The sequence below is a fragment of the Enterococcus sp. AZ077 genome (assembly GCF_051714965.1).
Taxonomy (GTDB): Bacteria; Bacillota; Bacilli; order Lactobacillales; family Enterococcaceae; genus Enterococcus_B; species Enterococcus_B hirae.
Genome location: NZ_JBIOSX010000001.1, coordinates 1,412,350 through 1,434,157 on the forward strand (window position 1 = coordinate 1,412,350; position 21,808 = coordinate 1,434,157).

20 protein-coding genes and 1 pseudogene are annotated in these 21,808 nt (G+C 36.8%); 6 read left to right on the top strand and 15 right to left on the bottom strand.

Translation table 11 applies throughout. The annotated features are described in order from the left end of the window. Positions 1-83 precede the first annotated feature (83 nt). The 6 genes and pseudogenes from ldh to IGL28_RS06510 all read right to left on the bottom strand — a co-directional run. Positions 84-197: pseudogene (gene ldh, locus IGL28_RS06485) on the bottom strand (L-lactate dehydrogenase); the annotation flags it as partial. Between the two features lie 279 nt (positions 198-476). Then, a complete protein-coding gene (locus IGL28_RS06490; protein WP_081127619.1) occupies positions 477-1,166 on the bottom strand; it encodes a hypothetical protein in 690 nt (229 codons plus the stop codon). A gap of 247 nt (positions 1,167-1,413) precedes the next feature. Further along, complete coding sequence (locus IGL28_RS06495; protein WP_010719177.1) at positions 1,414-2,358, bottom strand: L-lactate dehydrogenase; 945 nt, start codon at positions 2,356-2,358, stop codon at positions 1,414-1,416. Positions 2,359-2,528: 170 nt separating this feature from the next. Then, the gene (locus IGL28_RS06500) at positions 2,529-2,759 is read right to left on the bottom strand and encodes a hypothetical protein (protein ID WP_010719176.1); all 231 of its coding nucleotides are present in this window, start codon (positions 2,757-2,759) and stop codon (positions 2,529-2,531) included. 171 nt (positions 2,760-2,930) lie between these two features. Continuing rightward, a complete protein-coding gene (locus IGL28_RS06505; RefSeq protein ID WP_034697939.1) occupies positions 2,931-3,224 on the bottom strand; it encodes a hypothetical protein in 294 nt (97 codons plus the stop codon). A gap of 158 nt (positions 3,225-3,382) precedes the next feature. Then, positions 3,383-4,420, bottom strand: a complete 1,038-nt coding sequence (locus tag IGL28_RS06510) for a Gfo/Idh/MocA family oxidoreductase (RefSeq protein ID WP_081127618.1) — start codon at positions 4,418-4,420, stop codon at positions 3,383-3,385. A gap of 201 nt (positions 4,421-4,621) precedes the next feature. Here IGL28_RS06510 and IGL28_RS06515 point away from each other — a divergent pair, with 201 nt between their 5' ends. Continuing rightward, positions 4,622-5,494 carry a MurR/RpiR family transcriptional regulator gene (locus IGL28_RS06515; protein WP_025480187.1) on the top strand — a complete coding sequence of 291 codons (873 nt, stop codon included), beginning with the start codon at positions 4,622-4,624 and terminating at the stop codon, positions 5,492-5,494. A 127-nt stretch (positions 5,495-5,621) separates the two neighbouring features. On the opposite strand, the gene IGL28_RS06520 is transcribed toward IGL28_RS06515, so the two are convergent. The 4 genes from IGL28_RS06520 to IGL28_RS06535 all read right to left on the bottom strand — a co-directional run bounded on the left by IGL28_RS06520 (position 5,622) and on the right by IGL28_RS06535 (position 8,782). Beyond that, on the bottom strand, positions 5,622-6,200 hold the full coding sequence (locus tag IGL28_RS06520) for an SGNH/GDSL hydrolase family protein (protein ID WP_081127616.1): 579 nt from the start codon (positions 6,198-6,200) through the stop codon (positions 5,622-5,624). Positions 6,201-6,408: 208 nt separating this feature from the next. Further along, positions 6,409-7,023 (bottom strand): TetR/AcrR family transcriptional regulator, encoded by a 615-nt coding sequence (locus tag IGL28_RS06525; protein WP_053766029.1) that lies wholly within the window; start codon positions 7,021-7,023, stop codon positions 6,409-6,411. Further along, positions 7,016-7,705 (bottom strand): ABC transporter ATP-binding protein, encoded by a 690-nt coding sequence (locus tag IGL28_RS06530; RefSeq protein WP_010737568.1) that lies wholly within the window; start codon positions 7,703-7,705, stop codon positions 7,016-7,018. The genes IGL28_RS06525 and IGL28_RS06530 overlap by 8 nt, the downstream gene beginning before the upstream one ends. A gap of 3 nt (positions 7,706-7,708) precedes the next feature. Then, entirely contained in the window at positions 7,709-8,782 is a 1,074-nt protein-coding gene (locus tag IGL28_RS06535) for an ABC transporter permease (RefSeq protein WP_081127615.1), read from the bottom strand. A 306-nt stretch (positions 8,783-9,088) separates the two neighbouring features. Here IGL28_RS06535 and IGL28_RS06540 point away from each other — a divergent pair, with 306 nt between their 5' ends. The 5 genes from IGL28_RS06540 (at position 9,089) to IGL28_RS06560 (ending at position 13,989) form a co-directional block, all read left to right on the top strand. After that, positions 9,089-10,108 (top strand): tyrosine-type recombinase/integrase, encoded by a 1,020-nt coding sequence (locus IGL28_RS06540; RefSeq protein ID WP_081127613.1) that lies wholly within the window; start codon positions 9,089-9,091, stop codon positions 10,106-10,108. 159 nt (positions 10,109-10,267) lie between these two features. After that, entirely contained in the window at positions 10,268-11,788 is a 1,521-nt protein-coding gene (locus IGL28_RS06545) for an AMP-binding protein (protein ID WP_034866587.1), read from the top strand. A 337-nt stretch (positions 11,789-12,125) separates the two neighbouring features. Continuing rightward, positions 12,126-12,926, top strand: a complete 801-nt coding sequence (locus tag IGL28_RS06550) for a hydroxymethylpyrimidine/phosphomethylpyrimidine kinase (protein ID WP_034697951.1) — start codon at positions 12,126-12,128, stop codon at positions 12,924-12,926. Positions 12,927-12,929: 3 nt separating this feature from the next. Then, a complete protein-coding gene (locus tag IGL28_RS06555) occupies positions 12,930-13,418 on the top strand; it encodes an ECF transporter S component (RefSeq protein ID WP_081127612.1) in 489 nt (162 codons plus the stop codon). A 16-nt stretch (positions 13,419-13,434) separates the two neighbouring features. Further along, the gene (locus IGL28_RS06560) at positions 13,435-13,989 is read left to right on the top strand and encodes a TIGR01440 family protein (protein ID WP_081127610.1); all 555 of its coding nucleotides are present in this window, start codon (positions 13,435-13,437) and stop codon (positions 13,987-13,989) included. A gap of 168 nt (positions 13,990-14,157) precedes the next feature. Here the strand turns inward: IGL28_RS06560 and IGL28_RS06565 are convergent, their stop codons facing one another. From IGL28_RS06565 to IGL28_RS06585, 5 genes are all read right to left on the bottom strand, one after another. Next, positions 14,158-15,807 carry a glycoside hydrolase family 13 protein gene (locus IGL28_RS06565; protein ID WP_081127609.1) on the bottom strand — a complete coding sequence of 550 codons (1,650 nt, stop codon included), beginning with the start codon at positions 15,805-15,807 and terminating at the stop codon, positions 14,158-14,160. A gap of 380 nt (positions 15,808-16,187) precedes the next feature. Continuing rightward, complete coding sequence (locus IGL28_RS06570) at positions 16,188-18,422, bottom strand: AAA family ATPase (RefSeq protein WP_081127607.1); 2,235 nt, start codon at positions 18,420-18,422, stop codon at positions 16,188-16,190. 21 nt (positions 18,423-18,443) lie between these two features. Beyond that, on the bottom strand, positions 18,444-18,923 hold the full coding sequence (locus IGL28_RS06575; protein WP_438843924.1) for a DUF6530 family protein: 480 nt from the start codon (positions 18,921-18,923) through the stop codon (positions 18,444-18,446). 158 nt (positions 18,924-19,081) lie between these two features. Further along, the gene (locus IGL28_RS06580) at positions 19,082-19,930 is read right to left on the bottom strand and encodes a DegV family protein (protein WP_010719160.1); all 849 of its coding nucleotides are present in this window, start codon (positions 19,928-19,930) and stop codon (positions 19,082-19,084) included. 157 nt (positions 19,931-20,087) lie between these two features. Further along, positions 20,088-21,701: a polysaccharide biosynthesis protein gene (locus tag IGL28_RS06585; RefSeq protein WP_081127606.1), complete on the bottom strand. Its 1,614-nt coding sequence runs from the start codon at positions 21,699-21,701 to the stop codon at positions 20,088-20,090. Positions 21,702-21,808: the final 107 nt, after the last annotated feature.

Consider the following 21,808-nt stretch of genomic DNA (forward strand, 5'->3'; position numbering starts at 1 on the left):
TCTACTAAAGAACTATTTTTTCTAAAAAAAAATTAAAAAGGAAAACGAGCAAAACGCTCATTCTCCTTTTTATTTTCATTCAATTATCTCACGGTGTTTAATACATTTCTTAATTCATTGACAGATTTTTTAAACATTTGTTCTTCTTCTGGTGTAATTGATAATTCGATAACTTCTCTTACACCCTTCTCTTCTATATATTATGCTAAGTAGTTTCTTTTTTTCTTATTTATGTATGAAGTCTATCTTCCAGCTCTAGGTGGTCTATCCATATTAGGGGTAGAACGCGGCAATGGAGCAGGTGGTTTTTGTTTAGACTGTGTATCTTTCTTCTTTACTGTTGGATCTTCTACATAGATAATTTGTCTTCTCATTAAATTTCTTTCTTTCCTCTTTATGTCTTAAATTATAAACGAACAAACTATATATTATCCAACTCACCTCTTTTCATCTTCAATCTAATTTTTAAGAAGCTCTCACCTATTACCTATATTACTTATTACCTCATTTACTTGATTTTTCACCCTTTTCATAATCTGTGCGTTCTTTTCTCCCATAGTTCCTCCTAATTGCATTTCAGGCCTCTCTCTACCCTGTCTGGATGTTACTTCCCGGGAATGCTCAGCAGATTGTCCTTTAGCCATAGGTAATAGGTCACTCATGGAATTCTGACTGCGAAAATGCTCATTTTTTACTATCTCGGACGTGATATTTTTAAAAGTTCCTGCTTGTCCATTCATTTTATTTGTGGCTACATTTTTACTTCTATCTATTATTTTATTGAATTTCTGAGCTGGCTTCTTACTTCGAAGCGATAAAGGTGGAGCTGGATCCATATCCTGATGTAGCGAAGCAGGTGCTCCTTGTGTTGGAAGCAGATGTTCATAAGAATGTGACGATGTTGTTGATGGCTTTATAAGCTCACTCAAAAAAGCTTTAAACTGCTCTGGAGTTTTGTACACAGGCTGAACTCTTTTTCCTGGAGTTACTGAAATCTGGTTGACATCCGCTTTAGGCAAGCCTACTAATTTTACATACATCATCTCCGATTGATCTTTTTGTTGCCTACCAGATACGGTTTGCTCTGTATGTATAGAGTGAATATCTTGTTGAACTGCAGATTCTTCTAATCCGCTTCTTGAGCCCTTAGCATTCTGCTTTTCCATATACTATCTCCTTTCGTTTATTTAGTAATTTTACCAGTCATCTTTTATTCTTTTTAAGCTGATTATGCTCTAAATCAATTACCTCTTTCATTTTTTTCTTGTTGTTTCAAATGCATTTCCCAAAAAAGTTACCTAATATGCTACCATTTTATTACAATTCACTTTCTACTAGAGAACTATTTTTTCTAAAACAAAAATAAAAAGGACAACGAGCAAAACGCTCATTCTCCTTTTTATTTTCATTCAATTATCTCACGGTGTTTAATACGTTTCTTAATTCATTGACAGATTGTTTAAACATTTGTTCTTCTTCTGGTGTAATTGATAATTCAATAACTTCTCTTACACCCTTTTCATCAACTATGGATGGAACACCTGTAAAGATATCTTTCACTCCATATTGACCAGATAAATAAGCAGAAACTGGTAATACAGCTTGTTCATTGTTTAATACAGCCTTGACGATTCGTGCTGTACTCATACCAATTCCATAATAAGTCGCTTTTTTTCGATCGATGATTTCATAGGCAGCATTTTTAACTTTATCAGCAATGATATCTAAGTCCTTTTCGTCGATTCGATGATCTTTTTCGACAAATTCCATGATTGGTTTTCCGCCAACTGTTGTATGGGACCAAGCTGCTACTTCAGAATCGCCGTGTTCACCTAAAATATAGCCGTGAACGCTACGAGGATCGACAGAAAGTTTCAAGGCAATTTCTTTTCTAAAACGAGTTGTATCTAATGTTGTTCCTGTTCCGATTACTCGAGAAGAAGGTAACCCTGATTCTTTCCACGCAATGCAAGTCAAAATATCTACTGGATTAGAAGCAACAACTAATATTCCGTTGAATCCTGCTCCCATGATTTGTCGAACAATATCCTTCATAATTCCAGCATTTGTTTTCACTAAATCTAAACGAGTTTGTCCTGGTTTTTGGTTGATACCTGCTGTGATTACTACTAAATCGGCATCGCTGCATTCGCTATAATCACCTGACCAAACAGCAACATTCTCTTCTCCCCATGCCATACCATCTAAAAGGTCTAAAGCTTCCCCTTCCGCTTTTTCTTGGTTGACATCGATCAAGACTAATTCATTCGCAATTCCTTGATTGATCATGGCATAAGCAATACTTGTTCCCACAAAGCCTGTTCCAACGATCACTACTTTTCTACTGGTTTTTCTCATGTTGATACACGCTCCTTTTCATCTCATATGTTATTTTCATGAAAATTATAGTTCGAATAGAAACATTTTTCAATATAATGATATTTATAGTTACTATAATATTTTTTTATAGTTATGGCAAAAAAACAGATTATTAGTAAACTAACAATCTGTTCAAAGTAAAATAAGATCTATTTCATTCGTTTATATTGGCTTTGCTTAGAAGCACCTTTTGAAGATCCGCTTTTATTTGCAGGCTTATCGGACATTTTTTTACTTAATAACAACATCAAAATAACAAATAGAACGGCTCCACCTAAGAACAAATACATATAATCTGATAAATAAGTCGTGAATAGACTTATGAAATCGGTTTGTCCAAGCACACTCGAATTGATTAACTGTAACCCAAAATTTTCCATATATTACCTCCTAATGTTTAGCTGAGAAAAATTTATTCTCATAAATAAAGCATAATACAAAGAAGGTAAGCGCAGACACCATTTTTTTCTAAAATCGGAAAAATAGTTTTTGGATAAAAAAAGACAGCGTAAAAGCTGTCTTTTTCATAGGATCACTAGCAACTGACAAATCTATTTTTTAGTATCTTTTTTAGATGTCAATTCTTCAAATTTTTCTTTTACTTCTTCCGCTAATTTTTCCACTTCTTTTTCAAAAGCATTCGGTTTCTTTGGTTCTTCCTCTTCAACCGAATTAGAACCAGATAAAGCGACATCCTTGGCTTCGCCAGAGTTTGTGCCAGATAACGATTCTTGTTTGTTTTCTGTTTCACCAGAATTTGTCCCTGCTAATGCTACTTCATCATCGGTTTTAGGCGCCATCGAACCTCTTAGACGTTTGCCTTTTTCGCCGTTATAATTTGTCATGAGAATTCCTCCTTACAGTTATTTATTTTATAGTACATAAGAACAAAATAACTGTCAAAACATGAGGTGTCCTCCCCATCATATTTTAATGGTTTTGTTTTTTTGTTTCTCATCAATCTTTGCTTAATCCTTCAGAATGATCATAAACAGCGAATGGTTTATCTGTTTGCTTGCGCTTCTTTTTCCTGGATCTCTTTGATCCCTGTTTCTAAAATGTTCATTTGTAGAAGTGTTTCTTCGTCTTTCACTACTTTTTCGGCTCCGTTTATGAGCGTTTCATAGACGCCCTCATAGACCCGACTATAGTCACCTACTTCAGAAATCACTTTTTCCTCATGGTAGTTTCCATTTTGGTCCATATAGGTAAGTGTGCCGTAGTGTTCTGGTAAATCAATACCAAAATCTTGATGGTCTGGGAAATAAAATAGTTTAAGATGCTCTTCTTGTCGATCTTTTGTCTGTTTTACAAACATCCCTTTCTTCCCATAAACCACAAAACTTGGGCGTTCCTTAATACGAAAATAGCTTGATTTGACAGAGATTTTCATTGTTCCATAATAAAAATCTAAATCGAAATAATCATTCATTCGTCCCGTTCCTAATAATTGGCGCACATCATAGTGGATGTCATCTGGTTCGCCAAAGTAAGAAATTACTTGATCTACTGTGTGACAAGCATGACCATAGAGATAACTATTGACTGTTGAAAATTCCGTTGCCGATTCAGGAACTTCAGGTCTGAAATAATCATAATGCATCTCAATTTCTAAAATATCGCCTAATTTTCCACTTTCCAACACTTTTTGTACGGTCAAGAAATCAGAATCAAAACGACGATTTTGATAACACTGGATAAATAAATCTTTTTGTTTCGCTAGCTCAAATAACTCTTTCGCTTCTGCAGAAGTTTCAGCAAACGGTTTTTCAACCAGGACATTTTTTCCATGCTCTAAGGCTAATTTAGCATATTCATAATGAAATTGGCTCGGTGTCGTAATGACAACTAGTTGGATTTCTGGATCGTTCCATAGATCTTCCAATTGATTGGTGTAATGGATATCCTCAAATGTTTCCCAAGTGGGTTCTGAACGTGAATAGATCGTTTTGATTTTGATCTTATCTTTTAGTTTTCGTGAAAAAGGTAAATGATAGCGGTTGGTACTTTTTCCATTTCCTAGATAGGCAATTGTTAACATACGTTTTCCTCCAATTTTTGTTTTTAACTACTATCAGTATAAATGACCGGTCCCTTTAAAAGTTAATTTGAGCGCAGTTAGAAAAAAATGTTCAAGAAAGTGATCTTTTTAAGTAAATAATCGACAGGTATGTTTAACCTACACAAAAAATAGTAGTCAAAAAGAGGGATATTCAGTAAGATGGATGAGGAAGGTGAGCATATGTTAATCGAAGACCAATTGATACGACAAGAAGCATTTACAACAACAGAAAAAAGAATTGCTGATTATCTCAAAGCAAACAGAGAAACAGCTGTTTATATGACGATCGAGGAATTGGCAAAAGCGACGTATACTTCGCATTCAGCCATAATTCGCTTATGTAAAAAATTGAGTTTTTCTGGTTTTAGAGAATTTCGTTTTGAATTTGGTCGTGAAGTCCATCAGATGAAAGCCCAGTTCAATCAAATCATTGATCCAAACTTTCCTTTTACTGATAAAGATGATAGTCAATCGATCGCTAAAAAAATGGCCGATTTGTCGATCCAATCTATCAAAAAAGCACAGCTTCAATTGGAGAAACAGTCAATTGATGCGATTGCCACAGCATTGAATCAAGCGAATCGCATGTTTATTTTTGCCAAAGGGGATTCTCAAATCACAGCACGCAAATTTCAAAATAAACTAATCAAGATCAATAAATTTTTGATATTAGCTGAAGAGTATAGTGATTCTTCTTGGAATGCAGCTAATTTAACGGAAAAGGATTGTGCCATCTTTCTAACTTATAGTGGAAGGATTCACCATTATGAAAAAATTATGATGCATTTAAACCATGTGGGTGCTAAAACTGTATTGATCACTGGAAATGAACATTCAGAAATGGCAAAACAAGCAACGATGAAACTCATCGTTACGCAAGATGAATTAGATTTTGCTAAAGTGGCAACATTTTCCTCACAAATTGCCTTCGACTATGTTTTAAACACTCTTTATTCCGTGATGTATGCACAAAACTATCAAGAAAACATCCAGAATCTCAAACAAAAACAAGACTTGATCCAAAAAGGTTTGTTGAAGGAATATCGCCATTAGAAAACAGTTGTTTATTACCGTATGTCAAAGCCAATAGAGCGCGCTTCATTCTTTTTGTCATGATAAAACTTGAAACTAAAAATCTACAGACCGAGTACCTCAATCTTTGCAGTACTCGGTCTGTAGATTAATTTTGTTCTTTTTGCTGGATACATTGTGCAATCAAAGCACCTAGCAAGTGATAGCCTAACTTCGAAGGATGCAACCCATCGTCTTGCAAGTAAAGTGTTGGGTCCTCAAAAGATTTTTCATAATGATAAAAATCAATAAAACTTACTTTGTTCTTATCTGCTACTTCTTTTGCGATCTGAGTATACTCTACTAAGATTTCAGGAATTGTTTGGGTTTTGATCTTTTCATCAACGTAACTAGGCCCTATCAAAATCACTTGGCTATGTTTAAAAAAATTGATCAATTGTTCTAAGTTTTTTCGATAGGTTTCTTGGTTATCTCTTTGATTGATTGCATCATTAATGCCAACATTAAGAACGACGTAGTCAGCTGTACGTTCATCTTGGGGAAGTTGAGACAATCGTTCAAGGCTGCTTGTCGTTGAATCGCCTCTTTTTCCTAAGTTAATGATCTTAAAATCAGCTTGTCCTAAAGCATTTAAGGTCGTTGATAACGCATGGTCCAATGCATGGACGATCTCCCCCTGGTACAATCCAGCAGCAATGCTATCACCAAATAGTATAATTTTCTTCATCTGTGTCATCCCTTTTCTTTTCTTACAATGAAAATTCTATCACGGAGAATCAAAAAGGAAAAATCGTTGCTCTCAACTATAAGAACTTTCTATCGAAGGTTTTTATTTGGTTATCGATGATGACACAAAGAAGTATCGAAGTGTTTTTCTGAATACGGACACTACTTACCAGTTAAAAAGAAACGGCTAACAAATGAATCGAGTGGATTCAAGATTCACTTCGTTCGGTGTTCAAACCTCTTTGAAGCCATTTTACCTTGTAACGATAATCTTGCAACAACTCATCAGTAGTCCAGTCATTCGCAATGTAATCCGTCAATGAATTGATCACAAGATCCATGACAAAATATAAAAAGCTAATTGCTTCTTCTTCCGAAGTAATGTGAAAACCATTTGCCTTCAGTAATTTAAACCATTCCTTTAATCTTCCTGATTCAGCAGAAGGCTTGGTTCTTTGGTGATTGGTAAAATCATCACTTCTCGTTAAAAAGCGGATGGCCTGCCAATAACTACTTTTTTGTTCCAGTTCACTACACCACGCAAGGTAATTTTCAATTCCTTGAAAAAAGTCTTGCTTGTTTTGACTGATATATTTCAGAATATCTCGATGGATTTGAATCGAATAATACTGGATCGTGTAGGTATAGGCATCTTCCAAGTCTTCGAAGTACTTATAAAAGGCCCCTCTTGACATAGCCATATCTTCGACAATATCTGCAACTTTTACTTGGCTAATATGTCGAGCTGAAAAATTTTCAAGTAAAATTTCAATAAGCCGTTGTTTCTTCTCATTCGGCAGATTAAGAAATGTCGATTTAGGCATCCCACCCCTCCGTTTCTTCGATCAAATCACCATCTTTCATTCGGTAGACACGATCGCTCCATTTGATCATCCGAGCATCATGCGTAACCATGACTGTTGCTTTTTGTTTTTCATGTGCTTCTTTGACAAGTAACTTGACTACTTCAAAGGCATGATCTGTATCTAAGCTAGCGGTAGGCTCATCTGCTAAGATCAAACTAGGGTCATTGAACAACGCACGAGCAATCGCTACACGTTGTCTTTCCCCACCAGATAAATCTCGAGGATAGCTTTCTTTTAGATCATAAATATCTAATGATTTCAATAAGTCATCAATGACGGTTTCGTTTTGTTTCTGATGGCTGACTCGATCAACTAAATAAAATTGTTCTTTGACCTTTAAAAATGGAATCAAATTAGAACTTTGTAAAATAAACCCAATTTCTTTAAAACGTAAATCGGCTCTTTTTTTCTCAGATAAATCGGAAAAAGACTGACCATTAATGGCGATTTCTCCAGAAGTAGGTGTTTGTAGCCCACCGGAAATGGTTAAGAAAGTACTCTTTCCTGAACCAGAGGGACCGATGATGCTGACAAATTCTCCTTGTTTGACATTAAAATTAATTCCTTTTAACGCAGTCACTTCGGTATGTCCACTACCAAAAGTCTTGACGATATTTTTCATCGTTAAAATATTCTTCATTTTTTACCCTCCTATTGCGGTGATTGGGTCCACTTTTGTGATCGTGCGTATTGAGAAGACGCCGCCTACAACTGCTACAACGAGTAAGACCCCACTATATAGCAACCATTGTGTCCAGAAAATAGCGAATGGCATCGCACTTGGTAAAAACAAGCTAGTTAGATAAGCAGCTAGAACTGCTAAGGCGACACCAATGACTCCAATAACAAATGACTGTGCAATCAACGATTTAGCAATAAATGAATTGCGAATCCCTTGAGCTTTCATTACGCCAAAGATCGCCGTTTTTTGTAAAGTGATGACATACATAAAAATGCCAACCACTGCGGCTACGACAAGAAACAAGAAGTAAACCATTGCATTTAGTGTCATATTTTGTGCAGAATAACCTGGAAGACTTTCAATAAAATCAGGAATCGTCAGTTTTTGTAAATCTTTTGATGCGCCATCTTTATCAATTGCAGCTGATTGTTTGGTCACGATCGCATTGATCGGCTTTTTGTCATCTGAAGCAAACGGTTGGGCTCCATATTTTAATTGTGTCCAAGTTTCTAGATCTGTATAGATGACTGGTGAGACCGTATAATAAGTGGCAGGAAAAATTCCAACGATCGTAAATGATTGGTCATCGCTACCGATTTTGATTTGATCTCCCAACTTATATTGATCTTGTGCCAGATTTTGGGAGATAATTATTTCATTTTTCTTATCAAACATCCGACCATCTGTGATTTTAGGTAATAAAAAGGCATCGTTAGTCGTACCAAAGACTGTCACATTTTCTTTGTTTTTGCCCTTGATTGCTCCACTGAATAAGCCAATCGGTGCTTTTTCTTTCGCATTTACTTGATCAAGGTCACCTCTTGTCAATTGAGATGCTGCAAACACTTGATTAGCATCTTCGGACAAAACGATTTCTTGAGCACCCCAATCATCAATCGCTTTTTTAAATTCTTCTGCTAATCCACTTGCTAGACCTGATAGCATGAAAACGACATAAGCAATCAAGAACATGATACCGATAATCAGTCCGTATCGTAGTTTTGCGTATTTCATTTCTTTCATTGCTAAAAACATTACTTTCCCTCCTACATTTTCTTTTTTCGATAGTGACATTTTGTCACTGTGGAAAAGTATAGCGCAACAGTGACAAAATGTCACTCAACAAAACTCATAAAACAATTCGTTCATACTACAAGATCATTGTCTTTCTGTTTATTGGTTACAGTTTTTCTTATAGTTGGCGATGTTACTATATATATGAATCATGAGCAAATAAACGTTGGTATAAATAGATATCAGTAAAAGGAAATAGAAGAAAAACGAAAAATAAGCTACAATAATAAAATAGAACACCAGTTTGAATAAAAAGGAGGTTCTTTTATGGATCAAAAAACACGAAAACACATTCAAGAAAAGTTAAAACAACGCATCGCACAGCTTCCTCCTATTTTCCAAGAATTTTTAAAAGAAAATCAAAAAAAGCTTTCATTAAGCAGTCGTTATGAATATGCAAAAGATTTTCATTTATTCACGGATTATCTTCACGAAGCTTTAGATCAAGAGATCACGGATGAAGTTATTCTTCGTCTTGAAAAACAAGACTATTTAAATTTTTTAGATAAAGTCTATCAGCATACTCGTTCGTTTCAGACCACAGCTGATCAACAAACAAACCAGTTATTTAAAAATAGCTATTATGGTCTTTCACGAAAACAATATTCGTTAAATCATTTTCTACGGTTTTTGTATCAAAAAGGGTTATTGACTGAAGAAATATCTCTATTAGGAAAAACGCTTCCTGAAACTACTGCTGCAGCGCCTCGATTCATAGACGCCTCTTTGTTTCAAGACTTTGAGCATCTGTTTATTCCTATGAATGGCTTTAACTCTTCACGAGAAGCACGCTTTGAAAAAAGGAACCGACCAAGAAATTTAGCGATTGCAGCTATTCTTTTATATTGCGGGTTAAAGATCCATGAAGTCGTTGAATTAAAAAGAAAAGATATTGACTTAAATAAACAAATCATTCATCTTAGCCGTAAAAAAAATCGTCTTAATCAGTCGCCAATTCCCAATGAAGCACTGCCATTCATTAAAAACTATTTAGCAATAACTGATACTGGGACAGGACCTGATTCTTTTGCTTTTCGTTCATCTCATGACCAGCAAATCTCTCCACGGACGATTCGCCAAATACTAAGTAAAATCACTGTATATAAAAATATTTCGCCAGAATTATGTCGTAAAACTTACGGGTACTACGTTTCCCTTTATTTTGATGATCTGGATATCGTCAATTTCCTTTATGGTAATCGTTATATCAATGAACATTCATTTGAAGAAGTCCATCAAAAGATGTTAGAGTTCTCTTACAAGGAAATAACAAGTATCAAAAAATGAAATAACGAAATATAATTCATTTTTTCACAAAGAAAGCTGTTTTTTATTTAGGGTTTGTGCTAAGATTATAGCTGAATTTGCAAAGTAAATGATTTAATTCACAAGTTTTTCTTACTTTGCTTACCAACTTGTTTATTAAATGAAATCGGAGTGTGACTTATGGAAACAATCGCTTATTCCCCACTAAATCTTTTTTCTAATTTTCAAGAAGCAGCAAATGCTACACCAGATGTACCAATCATCTTTGACCAACCCTTAGCAGCTTTTCCGGAACTTGGTTTTAAAAGCACTTACAAAGATACTTGTCAACTCGTTTTGACTCGTGCCTATCAATTAGCTCATTTGGGTGTCGGACTTGGTGATAAGGTCATGATCTACAAAAGTTCAGCTTTTGATACTTATTTATTAGCTGTAGCAACAGCTTATCTTGGGGCGGTACCAGCAATGATCTCTTATCACTTCCCTACCCCCACTTTAGAAGTCTTTGTCGACCGTTTAGAAGATCCATTTATCCTTTTTGATGATGAAACGGCTGAACGAGTGGCTGGCATTTCAAATGGATCAAAAGAAAAACAAATTGCTGTTTCTAAACTATTGACTCAACCAGCAGAACCAGTGGCACAAAATCAATTGGGGAACGATGAAATTTCTTATATGACCCATACTTCAGGAACCACAGGTATTCCTAAATTGATTTGTCATTCTGCTCATTCAATGGGCTGGCGCACCAAATGGCAAAAAACTGTCTTTACTAAGATAGCAGAGAAAAAACTTGTGGCTTTCCATATCTCTCCTGTTCATTCTCGCTTCAATATTGGTATTTCTTCGTTAATGGCGATGGGCTTTCCAATGATGCCGTTAGCGGATGCTCAAGGGGAAAACGTTGTGGCCATGTTAAAAGAAAATCCACCGATTGCACTTGAAACACATCCAAACAACTTTGTTCAGTGGAGCTTTACAGCGAAAGAATATCCAGAAGCTTTTGCTGGTATTCGTTATTACCATTCCACTTTTGATGCGATCAACAACTCTACTATGGAAACATTCTTACGGACTTCTCCTAATCAAGAAGCTGTTTTCTTACAAGTTTATGGCCAAAGCGAATGCGGACCGATGATTTTAAAAGCTCATACATTAGAGAGTTTAAAAACGAGTAATGCGAGAGACATGGGTGTGGGACTTGGCGACTTAACCAAAGCGCGGATCGCAGATGAAAATGGGAACGTCTTACCTGCTAATACAGATGGACACATCCATTTATTATCAAAAGGTCGTGCATTAACTTATTATAAAGAAGATGCTCGTTTCCAAGAAAATGTTTATGGTGCTTGGTGGGACAGCGGTGATTACGGCAGCATGGATGAACAGGGGCATTTGTTCTTAAAGGATCGTCAAGTGGATTTGATCGATACAATCAATAGCAATTTAGCGATCGAAGATTTCTTGTTAGACTCATTAGAATTTCTATCGGAGGTGGTCATCGTTCGTGATAAAAACAATGCACCACAACCATTGATTGCTCTTGCTCCTAATCACGAAATGGATTGGGATCGTTGGTGGAAACAAGTGCATGAGTTACCTCGATTGAATACGCCGATTATCAGAGATTATGAAGATATCCCACGGACTGCAACGATGAAAGTCCGTCGACTACAAATTGAAAAAGAATTAAAAGCATAATAAACAGAACACTGACGTTATCCTCTTACCTAGCAGGTATAACGTCAGTGTTCTCTTTTGTTTAACCATTTTTCAGTTGTTAAAATTGTAGGAATGACAAAAAAAGATTCAATTTATTGATAATGATATCTAATGAAGTTGTTCATTTGAGTATGCATAGCTTATGTATTCTTCTAGCTGTTAAGTTGCCAACAATACAGTGTACTTGTTTCATTCAGATGATAGATAAATTTTGGTGATCTAAAGACTACGCAAAATTGGATGACATAAAAATATGCCAATTGGCTGTTTTCTTTTCTAACAACTTTCGTTATACTCTTTTCGTGGAGGGAAAACAATGAGAAAAATACTTACAATTGGTGGTTCTGACCCTTTTGCCGGTGGAGGAATTCAATCCGATTTGAAAACTTTTGAGAATTTTCAACTTTTTGGAATGAGCGCGCTCACCTGTGTAGGCATGTTAGACGAAAACAACGCATTCCTCTTAGAAAATCTACCTGCTAAGTGGTTGGAACAGCAACTTGCTTCGATCCAGAAGATGACAGACTTAGCGGGTATCAAAATTGGCTTATTGCATTCTCTTGAAGCAATCATGATCGTCCGAGATTTTTTAAAAAAGCACCCTCAAATCCCAATCGTTCTTGATCCGGTTTTAGCTTTTAAAGAAACTACTTCATTAGCGAATCAACAGTATATTGAGTGCTTAGTGAAAGAACTCTTCCCCCTTGTTGATCTTGTCACGCCCAATCTTAAAGAAGCGGCTCTCCTTTCTGGAAAGAAAAAAATTTCAAGCATCAATGAAGTGATAGAGACAACCAAATTTATTCATACTTTAGGAAGCAAAGCGGTCGTTGTTAAAGGTGGCTCTGGGATCCATGGCGATGAAGCAATCGATGTTTTGTATAGTCATGACGGGCTAACCACTTTTACAATGGAAAAATTAACACGATCAACGGTGAATGGCGCAGGATGTACCTTTTCTTCTGCTATTACAGCGAATCTCGTCCATGGCTATACGCTCCCACAAGCCATTCAACGAAGTAAAACTTACGTTTATCAATGTATTTTAAACGGTGTTGAAATGAATGATCAAACGGGCAGTGTCTGGTCTGGCGGTAACATCAAAGGAGGGATTTAATCGTTGAATACGAAACGAATGACAATTTATGCCATGCTGATCGCTTTAACAGTAGCATTATCTTTAACAATTTTGGTTCCAATACCAGCAACTAACGGCTTTGTCACGCTCTGCGAAGCTGGCATCTACACCACTGCTTTATTATTTGGTCCATTTGGTGGGTTCGTTGTCGGTGCCTCAAGTGGTTTATTCATCGATTTACTGTCGGGTTATCCGCAATGGGCCCTTTTTTCATTATTGATCCATGGTTTGCAAGGATTGGTCAGTGGCTATTTTGCCGAAAAAACAAGCAAAGGTCGATTTGTCGGTCTTTTTATCGGTAGTTGTCTGATGATTAGTGGCTATTTTTTAGCAGGTTGGTTTTTATATGATTGGCCTGCGGGGGTAGCTTCTATTCCTGGAAATATTTTTCAAAATATTGTAGGGGTTGGATTGGCTTTACCACTCACTCAAGCTCTAAAACGAACGAGAGTACAAAAAGAAAGTAAGTAATGAAAGGAAGAATAAAATGAGCATCACAGAAGAATCTTTAAAACAAGAATTAACCAAAATGGTCAACGAGGTATTAGCAGAAGCAAATTTAAAATCTGGCGATTTATTTGTATTAGGATGTAGTACCAGTGAAGTGGTCGGTGGACAAATTGGTAAAAACTCAAGTTCTCCAGTTGGACAGTGGATTATCCAAACGATTAGAGAAATATTGCAACCTTTAGGAGTCGCTTTAGCTGTTCAAGGATGTGAACACATTAATCGAGCCCTTGTCGTCGAACGCTCCGTAGCAGAGCAAAAACAATTTGAAATTGTTTCTGTTGTACCAGCCTTACACGCTGGTGGCGCTTGTTCAGTAGCAGCGTTTGACCAATTCGATGATCCAGTAGAAGTGGAACATGTGGTAGCGCAAGCTGGGATCGATATCGGTGATACTTCCATCGGTATGCATGTCAAACACGTTCAAGTACCTGTTCGACCAAGCAGTCAAACATTAGGAGCCGCGCATGTTACAGCTCTGCGTTCACGTCCAAAATATATTGGTGGTCCGCGAGCTGAGTATGAAGTGATTTAAAAGAATCAATTAACTGATAACCTACCTAATATTTATGTAAATGTTATTCTTTATTATAAAATATTCACTTATTATCTAATTTCTATAAAGGTACAGTCACCCAACTTCATACAGTATGTCAAAAAAGTTTGCCTTGGACTTCATTAGAAAGCTCAAGACAAACTTTTTTTAGTTTCTTTTTTTACTGTTTACAAATAATTTCGCTTCATAAGGATCAAGCTTACCCACTCGTTCAAATACACGTTCTTCTTGATTCGTGAGAAGTAATTCCCAAGGAACATCAACTTCATTCGGTAATGAATATTCCGCTACTTCACTCGTAAGATTGACCATAATCAGATAGTTTTTATCGGTAAATGATCGTTCATAAACATAGAGTTGGTCGTGTTCAGCGAGATATTCTTTGAATGAACCATAGATCAATCCTTGATTTTCACGACGGATGCGGATCATTTGTTTGTAGAAAGATAAGATCGACGAAGGATCGTTTTCTTGTTCTTCTACGTTAAGTGTATGATAGTTGGGATTTACCATCAGCCAAGGTTCGTTTGTTGAGAATCCAGCATATTTTTTTGATCCCCACTGCATAGGTGTTCGGCTATTGTCTCTTGTTGTATCAGCAACGATATCTATAGCTTCCTCAGGAGATTTTCCTTCTTCTAGCAATTGGTTATAAAGACGTCTTGAATCGACGGCATCGATTTGTTCGATGGCAGTAAACGGCATATTCGTCATACCGATTTCTTGTCCTTGATAAATAAATGGCGTGCCTTGCAGGAAAAAGTACATCATTGCGACTGCTTTTGCTGATTTTTGCCAATAATGTTCAGGATCACCAAAAACAGAAACTGAACGAGGTGTATCATGATTTTCCATATAAAGTGCATTCCAACCCTTACCGTCTAAAGCGGTTTGCCAGGCACTTAACGCTCTTTTTAACTTGATAACATCAAGTTTCCCTTCTTTTTCGTGCTTCCAAATCGAGATATGGTCAAATTCAAAGATCATGTCAAAATACCCATCAGCGCCGACCCATTCTGGACCTTCTTCAGCCGACACCCCGCTAGCTTCGCCAACAGTCATAATGTCATAGTCATCAAAAACATCTTTTAATTCATTTAAGTGTTCATCGATCCCGGAAACATTTTGAAAAGGAGAAAAGGGGTTTTCAGTTGCTTTAACAGAATATTCATCTTTTTTCACATGGGAAATCGCATCTAAACGAAACCCATCGATCCCTTTATCTAACCACCAGCGAATCATCGAAAAAAGTTCATTTTTTAACTTGTCGCTTTCCCAATTTAAATCAGGTTGCTCTTTAGCAAAGACATGCAGATAATATTGTTTCGTCTGTTCATCATATGCCCAAGCTGAGCCACCAAAAATCGATTGCCAGTCATTCGGAGCGTTTTCAGGTGTTCCATCTACCCAAATATAGTAATCTCGGTAAGGATTATCCAGTGATTTCTTTGATTCAATAAACCATTCGTGTTGATCAGAGGTATGATTGATCACAAGATCCATAATGATTTTGATCCCTTGTTGATGTGCTTCTGCCAGTAATTGATCAAATTCGGCCATTGTTCCAAATTTTTCTAAAATATTTTGGTAGTCACTAATATCGTAACCGTTATCAATAAAAGGCGAAGAATAAACTGGATTGATCCAAATAAAATCAATCCCTAATTGTTTTAAATAAGGAAGCTTTTCACGAATCCCATTGAGATCCCCAATGCCGTCTCCATTACTATCCATAAAACTGGCAGGATAAATCTGGTATCCGACCGCTTCTTTCCACCAAGCTTTTGTTTGAGTCATTGTCTTCTTCCCTTCTCTTTTTCTCTATTATAAAACAATGCCACTATTTTTTGTTGATGTTACCGATAACATCGTTTTCTCTTTAACAGTTTCCTTTTTTGTTTCGTTATCTGGTTTGCAGAATGTGAGGATTTAACAGTCGATTAACGATCAAAAAGAGTCTGACAGATAAACTAAATGGTGTTTAACTATTCGCTACAATGCGTTCATGCCCTCTTCCCGTTGTTCCAGCAGTCGCTCTAACAAAAAACAAGCCGGAAAATCCAAAAATAGGAACTATTTTCGAATTCTTCGGCTTGTTCTCAGAGCTAGGAACTTCTGTCACAATCTCTTTTAGTCGATGAATGGACTTATACGTGACTCCAGCTATTTTCAGCTATTTACAAATAGCGAGCAATCAATTGGATCAATTGCTGTGGTAACTCGTTGATTTCTGTCATATCAATGAAACGATTTTCCCCATATATCTCTTTGATTTCTTTTTGATCCTGTCCAATCGCAGCAGCCACAAAGATGACTCCTTGACGGTCATATTCAGACAGAACGCTTTGGATATCTTCCCTTGCCTTCTTCCCAGTATAGTCTGGCAAAGCTTTAGGTTGGCCATCACTAATCGAGATCAGCAATTTAGTCGTGGCAGCTTCTTGGCTTAGTTTGTTAGCAATTAGTCTCAAACTGGCACCATCACGATTGTTTTGTCGTGGTTTCATCGTCACTAACTTCTCATCTAACCATTGGAAATCATCACTAAATTCTTTATAAGAAAAAATCGAGGTCTTTTCTCTCGTTGAGACATCTGCTGTATCTCCATAAATCATTAAAGGAATATTTACACGTTTAGCAAATTCTGCGATGGCGATCGCTGCTTTTTTTGCTGCTTCGATTCGTTCATCTCGAATCATTGAACCAGATTCATCAATCCTTAAAGCCACTGCCAATGAAGGTTGTTCGTGGGGTGGATTTTTCTTATCAAAATAACCTAGGTCATTATAGGCCACACGACTCGCATTGAACCGTTGTCCTTCATATTTTCCTTTTTGATAAGTCGTTGATTCATCATTTTCCAACAAATCTAAAATTTGACGGCTTAATGTTTCAACGATCGGTAAAACTTGTTGTCTGATTTGTTCTGCTTCTTGTGCTTTGAGTTCAAATTTTGGTCGATGAACGATCAGTCCTTCTTTTTCGTGCATCGTCCCCTTCATTATTTGTCGTGCTTCTTTCGTTAACTCACGTTTGATTTCTTTGTCGTAAGCCTCCATATCAGAGGCAGACATTTTTTCTGAATTATCTTCTGCTTGTTGCTCCTGTTGCCCCTGACCTGAAACTTCTTGACTTCGTTCTTGTTCAAATGAAAAAGACTCTGCCTTTTTTTTCTCTTCAATCTCAGCATTCTCCACTGGTGGAGTTTCTACTTCGATCTCAGGCGACTCATTTTCCATTAAAGACAACGTTTCTTCTGCTAGTTGATCGATATTACGTTCATCAGCTTCTTCATCGTTAAGGATTCTGCCTCGATTTCTTGGAGCTTCTTCTGAAAGACGTCCCCACTTTATTTGCCGTAATAATTCACGAAGTTCTTCAAGAAGCCCACTTTGTTCTAATGCTTGGGTTAATATCTCCAATTCTTCTGGAACAGTGGTCAATTTATAGAGAACTTTAGGATAAATCGATTGGAAAAGATCGTGCCCTTGTTTCCAAGTATTTGCCCAATAAAAGTAAGAACGCATACCAGCCACTCCCTTGATGGCATTCGCTTTGGCAGTATCATCTAATAAACGAATGATCTCCGCTAATTTCAAGAGCAGTTCAGGTTGTTGAATCTTTGTCTTACCTAAGGCTCGCTCAGCCATCACTTCAAGTGAAGGTAAATCCATCTTCTCAGCATGTTGCATCCGATCTCTCAAAGATTCATTCAACGGACGATTACCTTGGTAGTTCCGATTGGTTGTGATGATGATGACGCAATCTGGATGACGGACGACGACACCCGTGGGTAAATTCAATAATCCATTTGGCTCAAGAGCGGAATTTAAAGCAACTAATACGGAAGCATCACGGATCACCGTTGGCTCTTGGATTTCTAACAAATACCCTTTTTCGATCGCTCGAACAATTTCAGAGGGATAATATTTATAGCGAACGTTACTATTTTCATTATGTTCCATCCGCTTGATGAAATCAGCCAGTTTGGATTTAGCCATTTCTGTACTAAGATTATAGTGATTTTTGATTAACCGTAAGACAGCATCTAATGTCTCTGTTTGGTTGATTGCATCAATCAATTCTTGATCTTCATCTACGTCAGACTCAACAATAGGCAATAGCGCACCAAAGACATCTGATTTATCCATATCCGCAAAACAAGTTATTTTCGTATAAGGAAGTTGTAAATCAGCCGAAAGAGCTTTAGCCAGTTGCGTTTTTCCTGACCCAGCATCCCCTTCAAGCAAGATGTTACTGATCTTCATTTCAGGATCATTCCAGTTTTCAAAGATTTCAGCTGCGATTCTTTGTTCTTCTTGACTGGTTCGATGACTCGTTGGCTTTTGCCAAATCATTTGTTTTTCAACACTTGAAAATTGACGGTCTTTTGTCAGTGAGAAATCTTCCAATGTACCTCACTCCTTTTTTCCTTAATACCCTAAATCATCTAATAGACGTTTCAAAATTCGGAAACGTTCTCCGATCAATTCGCCATCTTTTTGTAACGTGTCATAATAGAGCATAATATCTTCATCGATCTTAGGATTTTTGGTATCCACTTCAACCGTCATTCGATTTCCTTGAAGTCCAATAATATCGACAACTGGATTTTCAGGATCATAAAATTTTTCATAGCGATACGCATCTTGAAAATACAAACTCCCTTGCTCAGCTAAAATTGCTAGATCTAAGATCCGAGTGATTGGTAGTTCTTCCGATTGGCGTGACCATTTTTCACCCGTATGGCGCCATACCTTGCCTGAAATATCAACTTTTCCACGATCATTCCATTGTGCTAACCCTAAAGATAGTCCTTTAGCATCCGTATGCAAAGCATTTCTTCCATCAACTTGATCATAGTCTTCAACGACAATAACAGGTTTGTGTTTTAAATTTGTTGGGATTTCCATCTAAATCCATCCTTTCTCTTTTAGTAAATTACTAACCTAGTGATTTACTCATTTACTAAACTTTTAAGGATTATACGCCTTATATAGAAAAAATGCAAAAAAAGCATCGTATCCCAATGAATGAGAGACGATGCTTGCATTGAATTGAATAATCTAAATTATTGCGCAGAGATGGCAAGCCCGATTGCTTTTTCTCCTAAGTGACTACCAATCACTGGACCAAAATGACCAATCTCAATGTCAGCATGCGGGTATTGCTTTTGTAATTTTTCTTTTTCTTGTATGGCAACTTCCAAATTATTTGCATGAATCACATAAAGTTTAACAGGTGGTGCAATTTCCTCATTTCGCATGCCGATGACTTTTTCGGCACGAGCGAAAGCTTTTTTACTTGAACGGATTTTTTCAAATAAAACGATTTTTCCTTCTGAAAAAGTCAAAATCGGTTTGATTTTAAGTAATCCACCTATCAATGCAGCCCCATTAGTCAAGCGTCCACCGCGTACTAAGTTGTTCAAGTCATCCACGATGAGATAAGCATACGTATTATCTCGGATACGATCGATATGTGCGATAATTTCTTCAAGAGATTGACCTTTTTGATTTAAATCTAGAGCAGCTTCTACCATGTGACCCATTGGCATACTCGTGATCTTAGAATCATAAGGAACGATTTTTACACCGTCAATGTCGTTTTTCATAGCATGTAATGTGTTGACAAAGCCGGAGATCCCAGAGGATAAATGGATACTTAAGATGGTATCGTATCCTTTTCTTTTCAGTTCTTCGTAAAGCGCCAGTACTTCTCCAACTGCAGGTTGTGAAGTGGTCGGGAAGTCTTTGCTTTTATTTAGAAGCCCATAGTATTCGTCAGCTTCTATGTCTATTCCTTCATTGTAGATTTTCCCATCCAAAATGACAGGGATCGGAATAACGAACAAATCAGGATGATTTTGGATTCGTTCAGGCAAATAAGCCGTACTGTCAGTAACTACTGCAAGTTTCATTTATTTAATTTCCTCATTTCAAAGAATTTTACCAGTCTATTTAACTATATCATAAGAAAGATGACATTTGAACCTCTCACTCAAAAAGTGAGAGAAACAATCACGTCCCTCTCACTTTCTGTAGCTTTAAAAAATTATCATGAACTGGATGTTGTTCCTAATTTTTGGTTGAGTGATGCCGATGCTGGAAGTTTTTAAGTAATTGGAGTCCATTTCTGCCAAATTGAGCAAAGAGAAATGTCAGCCCACCTACTCCACCAAGGCCAACACAATAAACAACAGCATGGGCTTTCGACGTCATCGTCAATTGGAGGTTCAATAGGATAAATACAATCGAACAAAGAACCAGCATCAACAAGGTTGAGCGGAATGTTTTAAGAAAGAAAAATCTAATTTTAGCTAGAGGTGCGATTCGATACTCTTTACACATATAGAAATAACCTCTGATAAACACGATCGCAAAAGCCATTGTGTTTGAAAAACTCATACCATAACCGCCAAATAGTGCTAATCCAATCACTTGAAAGACAATTTTCAAAATAATCGCTTCAACGGTCAGCCGAATCGCAATCATATGATGGCTAAGTGATTGTAACATCGTCGAAAGAATCGTGAACAATGAAAAGAATAATGAAGCGAGTAAGGCAAATTGGAAATAGCCGACACTATCAGGATCATATCCAAAAAATAAGGTATACAATGGACCCGCCAATAAAGACATCCCCGCAAGAGAAGGAAGTAAAATCAAGACAGCAATTGAAAAACTATCTCCTACTGTCTTTTCAATTTGCAAACGATCTTTTTTTCTCAAAGTACTTAAAATCGGCAAACTGCTGATTGCGACTGTACCAACCATAGAAATCAAGATCAATGTCAACTTGTTGGGATTAACTGAAGCTCGACTAAATAAAAATTCCAATTGTTGATTCGTGATTTCAGGTCTGAAAAAATGCAACAACGGCTTCATCGTCACTTGGTCAATCATTTGCACGATGGTAATAACAGATCCCACAAAGATGAAAGGTAAAGTTTCACGAATGATCGATACCGACTCTGCCCGATTCTCATGCTTGAAATAGCGACTAGAGATCAAGAAATCTTTTAATTTGAAATAATCATTTTTTATTCCAACGAAATACATATGGATAATTGCTGCTAACCCACCAAAGAAGGATGCCACTGTACTGATCAGAACAGCTTCTAAAATCGTTCCATCGGTCAAGACGCGTAAGTAAAACGTTCCTGCTAAAATGACCAGGACACGAACCGCTTGTTCAATGATTAGTGAGGTCCCATAAGGTCTCAGATTGTTTTTCCCTTGAAAATAACCTCTCATTGCACTAAGAACTGGAATGGCGATCAATGACGGACACAAACTACGAATTGCTAAGATCCCATTATTTACATTTGCAATTGGGCTGATTCCTGCAAGCATCGGGGCAAAAAGATACATCAGCACAGCAGAAATGATCCCAATGACAAACATGATATTGATGGTACTGCGAAAAATCGTTCGACAGCCCTGTTCATCATTTTCTTTCGTTGCTACAGCGACTTTTTTAGCAATCGCATTAGGAAACCCAACTGTTCCCAGCATCAGGAACAAGCCATAAGGTAAATAACCTACATTGTATAAAGTGGTCGCTAACATTCCTTCTTGATTGTTCCCCATCATACTTAGCCATGGGATCAAGTAAACAACACCTAATACCTTACAAAGCAAATTAGCAAAGGTTAACCAAAATGTTCCTTGCATCAATTTTTTATTCATTAAATTTTCCTCAACTATCTATATTTAAATCAATACCTTTCCCATTATAGCAAAAATTCAAAGAAGGACAAATCATCCTTAAAATTTTAATAAAAAAGGCAAAAAAA

What these genes read in the sequence shown, in the direction of transcription:
- IGL28_RS06575 (WP_438843924.1), bottom strand. Translation starts at nt 18,923, where the DNA reads ATGGAAATCCCAACAAATTTAAAACACAAACCTGTTATTGTCGTTGAA.
- IGL28_RS06550 (WP_034697951.1), top strand. Translation starts at nt 12,126, where the DNA reads ATGAGAAAAATACTTACAATTGGTGGTTCTGACCCTTTTGCCGGTGGA.
- IGL28_RS06585 (WP_081127606.1), bottom strand. Translation starts at nt 21,701, where the DNA reads ATGAATAAAAAATTGATGCAAGGAACATTTTGGTTAACCTTTGCTAAT.
- IGL28_RS06490 (WP_081127619.1), bottom strand. Translation starts at nt 1,166, where the DNA reads ATGGAAAAGCAGAATGCTAAGGGCTCAAGAAGCGGATTAGAAGAATCT.
- IGL28_RS06525 (WP_053766029.1), bottom strand. Translation starts at nt 7,023, where the DNA reads ATGCCTAAATCGACATTTCTTAATCTGCCGAATGAGAAGAAACAACGG.
- IGL28_RS06510 (WP_081127618.1), bottom strand. Translation starts at nt 4,420, where the DNA reads ATGTTAACAATTGCCTATCTAGGAAATGGAAAAAGTACCAACCGCTAT.
- IGL28_RS06495 (WP_010719177.1), bottom strand. Translation starts at nt 2,358, where the DNA reads ATGAGAAAAACCAGTAGAAAAGTAGTGATCGTTGGAACAGGCTTTGTG.
- IGL28_RS06500 (WP_010719176.1), bottom strand. Translation starts at nt 2,759, where the DNA reads ATGGAAAATTTTGGGTTACAGTTAATCAATTCGAGTGTGCTTGGACAA.
- IGL28_RS06545 (WP_034866587.1), top strand. Translation starts at nt 10,268, where the DNA reads ATGGAAACAATCGCTTATTCCCCACTAAATCTTTTTTCTAATTTTCAA.
- IGL28_RS06535 (WP_081127615.1), bottom strand. Translation starts at nt 8,782, where the DNA reads ATGTTTTTAGCAATGAAAGAAATGAAATACGCAAAACTACGATACGGA.
- IGL28_RS06580 (WP_010719160.1), bottom strand. Translation starts at nt 19,930, where the DNA reads ATGAAACTTGCAGTAGTTACTGACAGTACGGCTTATTTGCCTGAACGA.
- IGL28_RS06540 (WP_081127613.1), top strand. Translation starts at nt 9,089, where the DNA reads ATGGATCAAAAAACACGAAAACACATTCAAGAAAAGTTAAAACAACGC.
- IGL28_RS06505 (WP_034697939.1), bottom strand. Translation starts at nt 3,224, where the DNA reads ATGACAAATTATAACGGCGAAAAAGGCAAACGTCTAAGAGGTTCGATG.
- IGL28_RS06565 (WP_081127609.1), bottom strand. Translation starts at nt 15,807, where the DNA reads ATGACTCAAACAAAAGCTTGGTGGAAAGAAGCGGTCGGATACCAGATT.
- IGL28_RS06520 (WP_081127616.1), bottom strand. Translation starts at nt 6,200, where the DNA reads ATGAAGAAAATTATACTATTTGGTGATAGCATTGCTGCTGGATTGTAC.
- IGL28_RS06515 (WP_025480187.1), top strand. Translation starts at nt 4,622, where the DNA reads ATGTTAATCGAAGACCAATTGATACGACAAGAAGCATTTACAACAACA.
- IGL28_RS06560 (WP_081127610.1), top strand. Translation starts at nt 13,435, where the DNA reads ATGAGCATCACAGAAGAATCTTTAAAACAAGAATTAACCAAAATGGTC.
- IGL28_RS06530 (WP_010737568.1), bottom strand. Translation starts at nt 7,705, where the DNA reads ATGAAGAATATTTTAACGATGAAAAATATCGTCAAGACTTTTGGTAGT.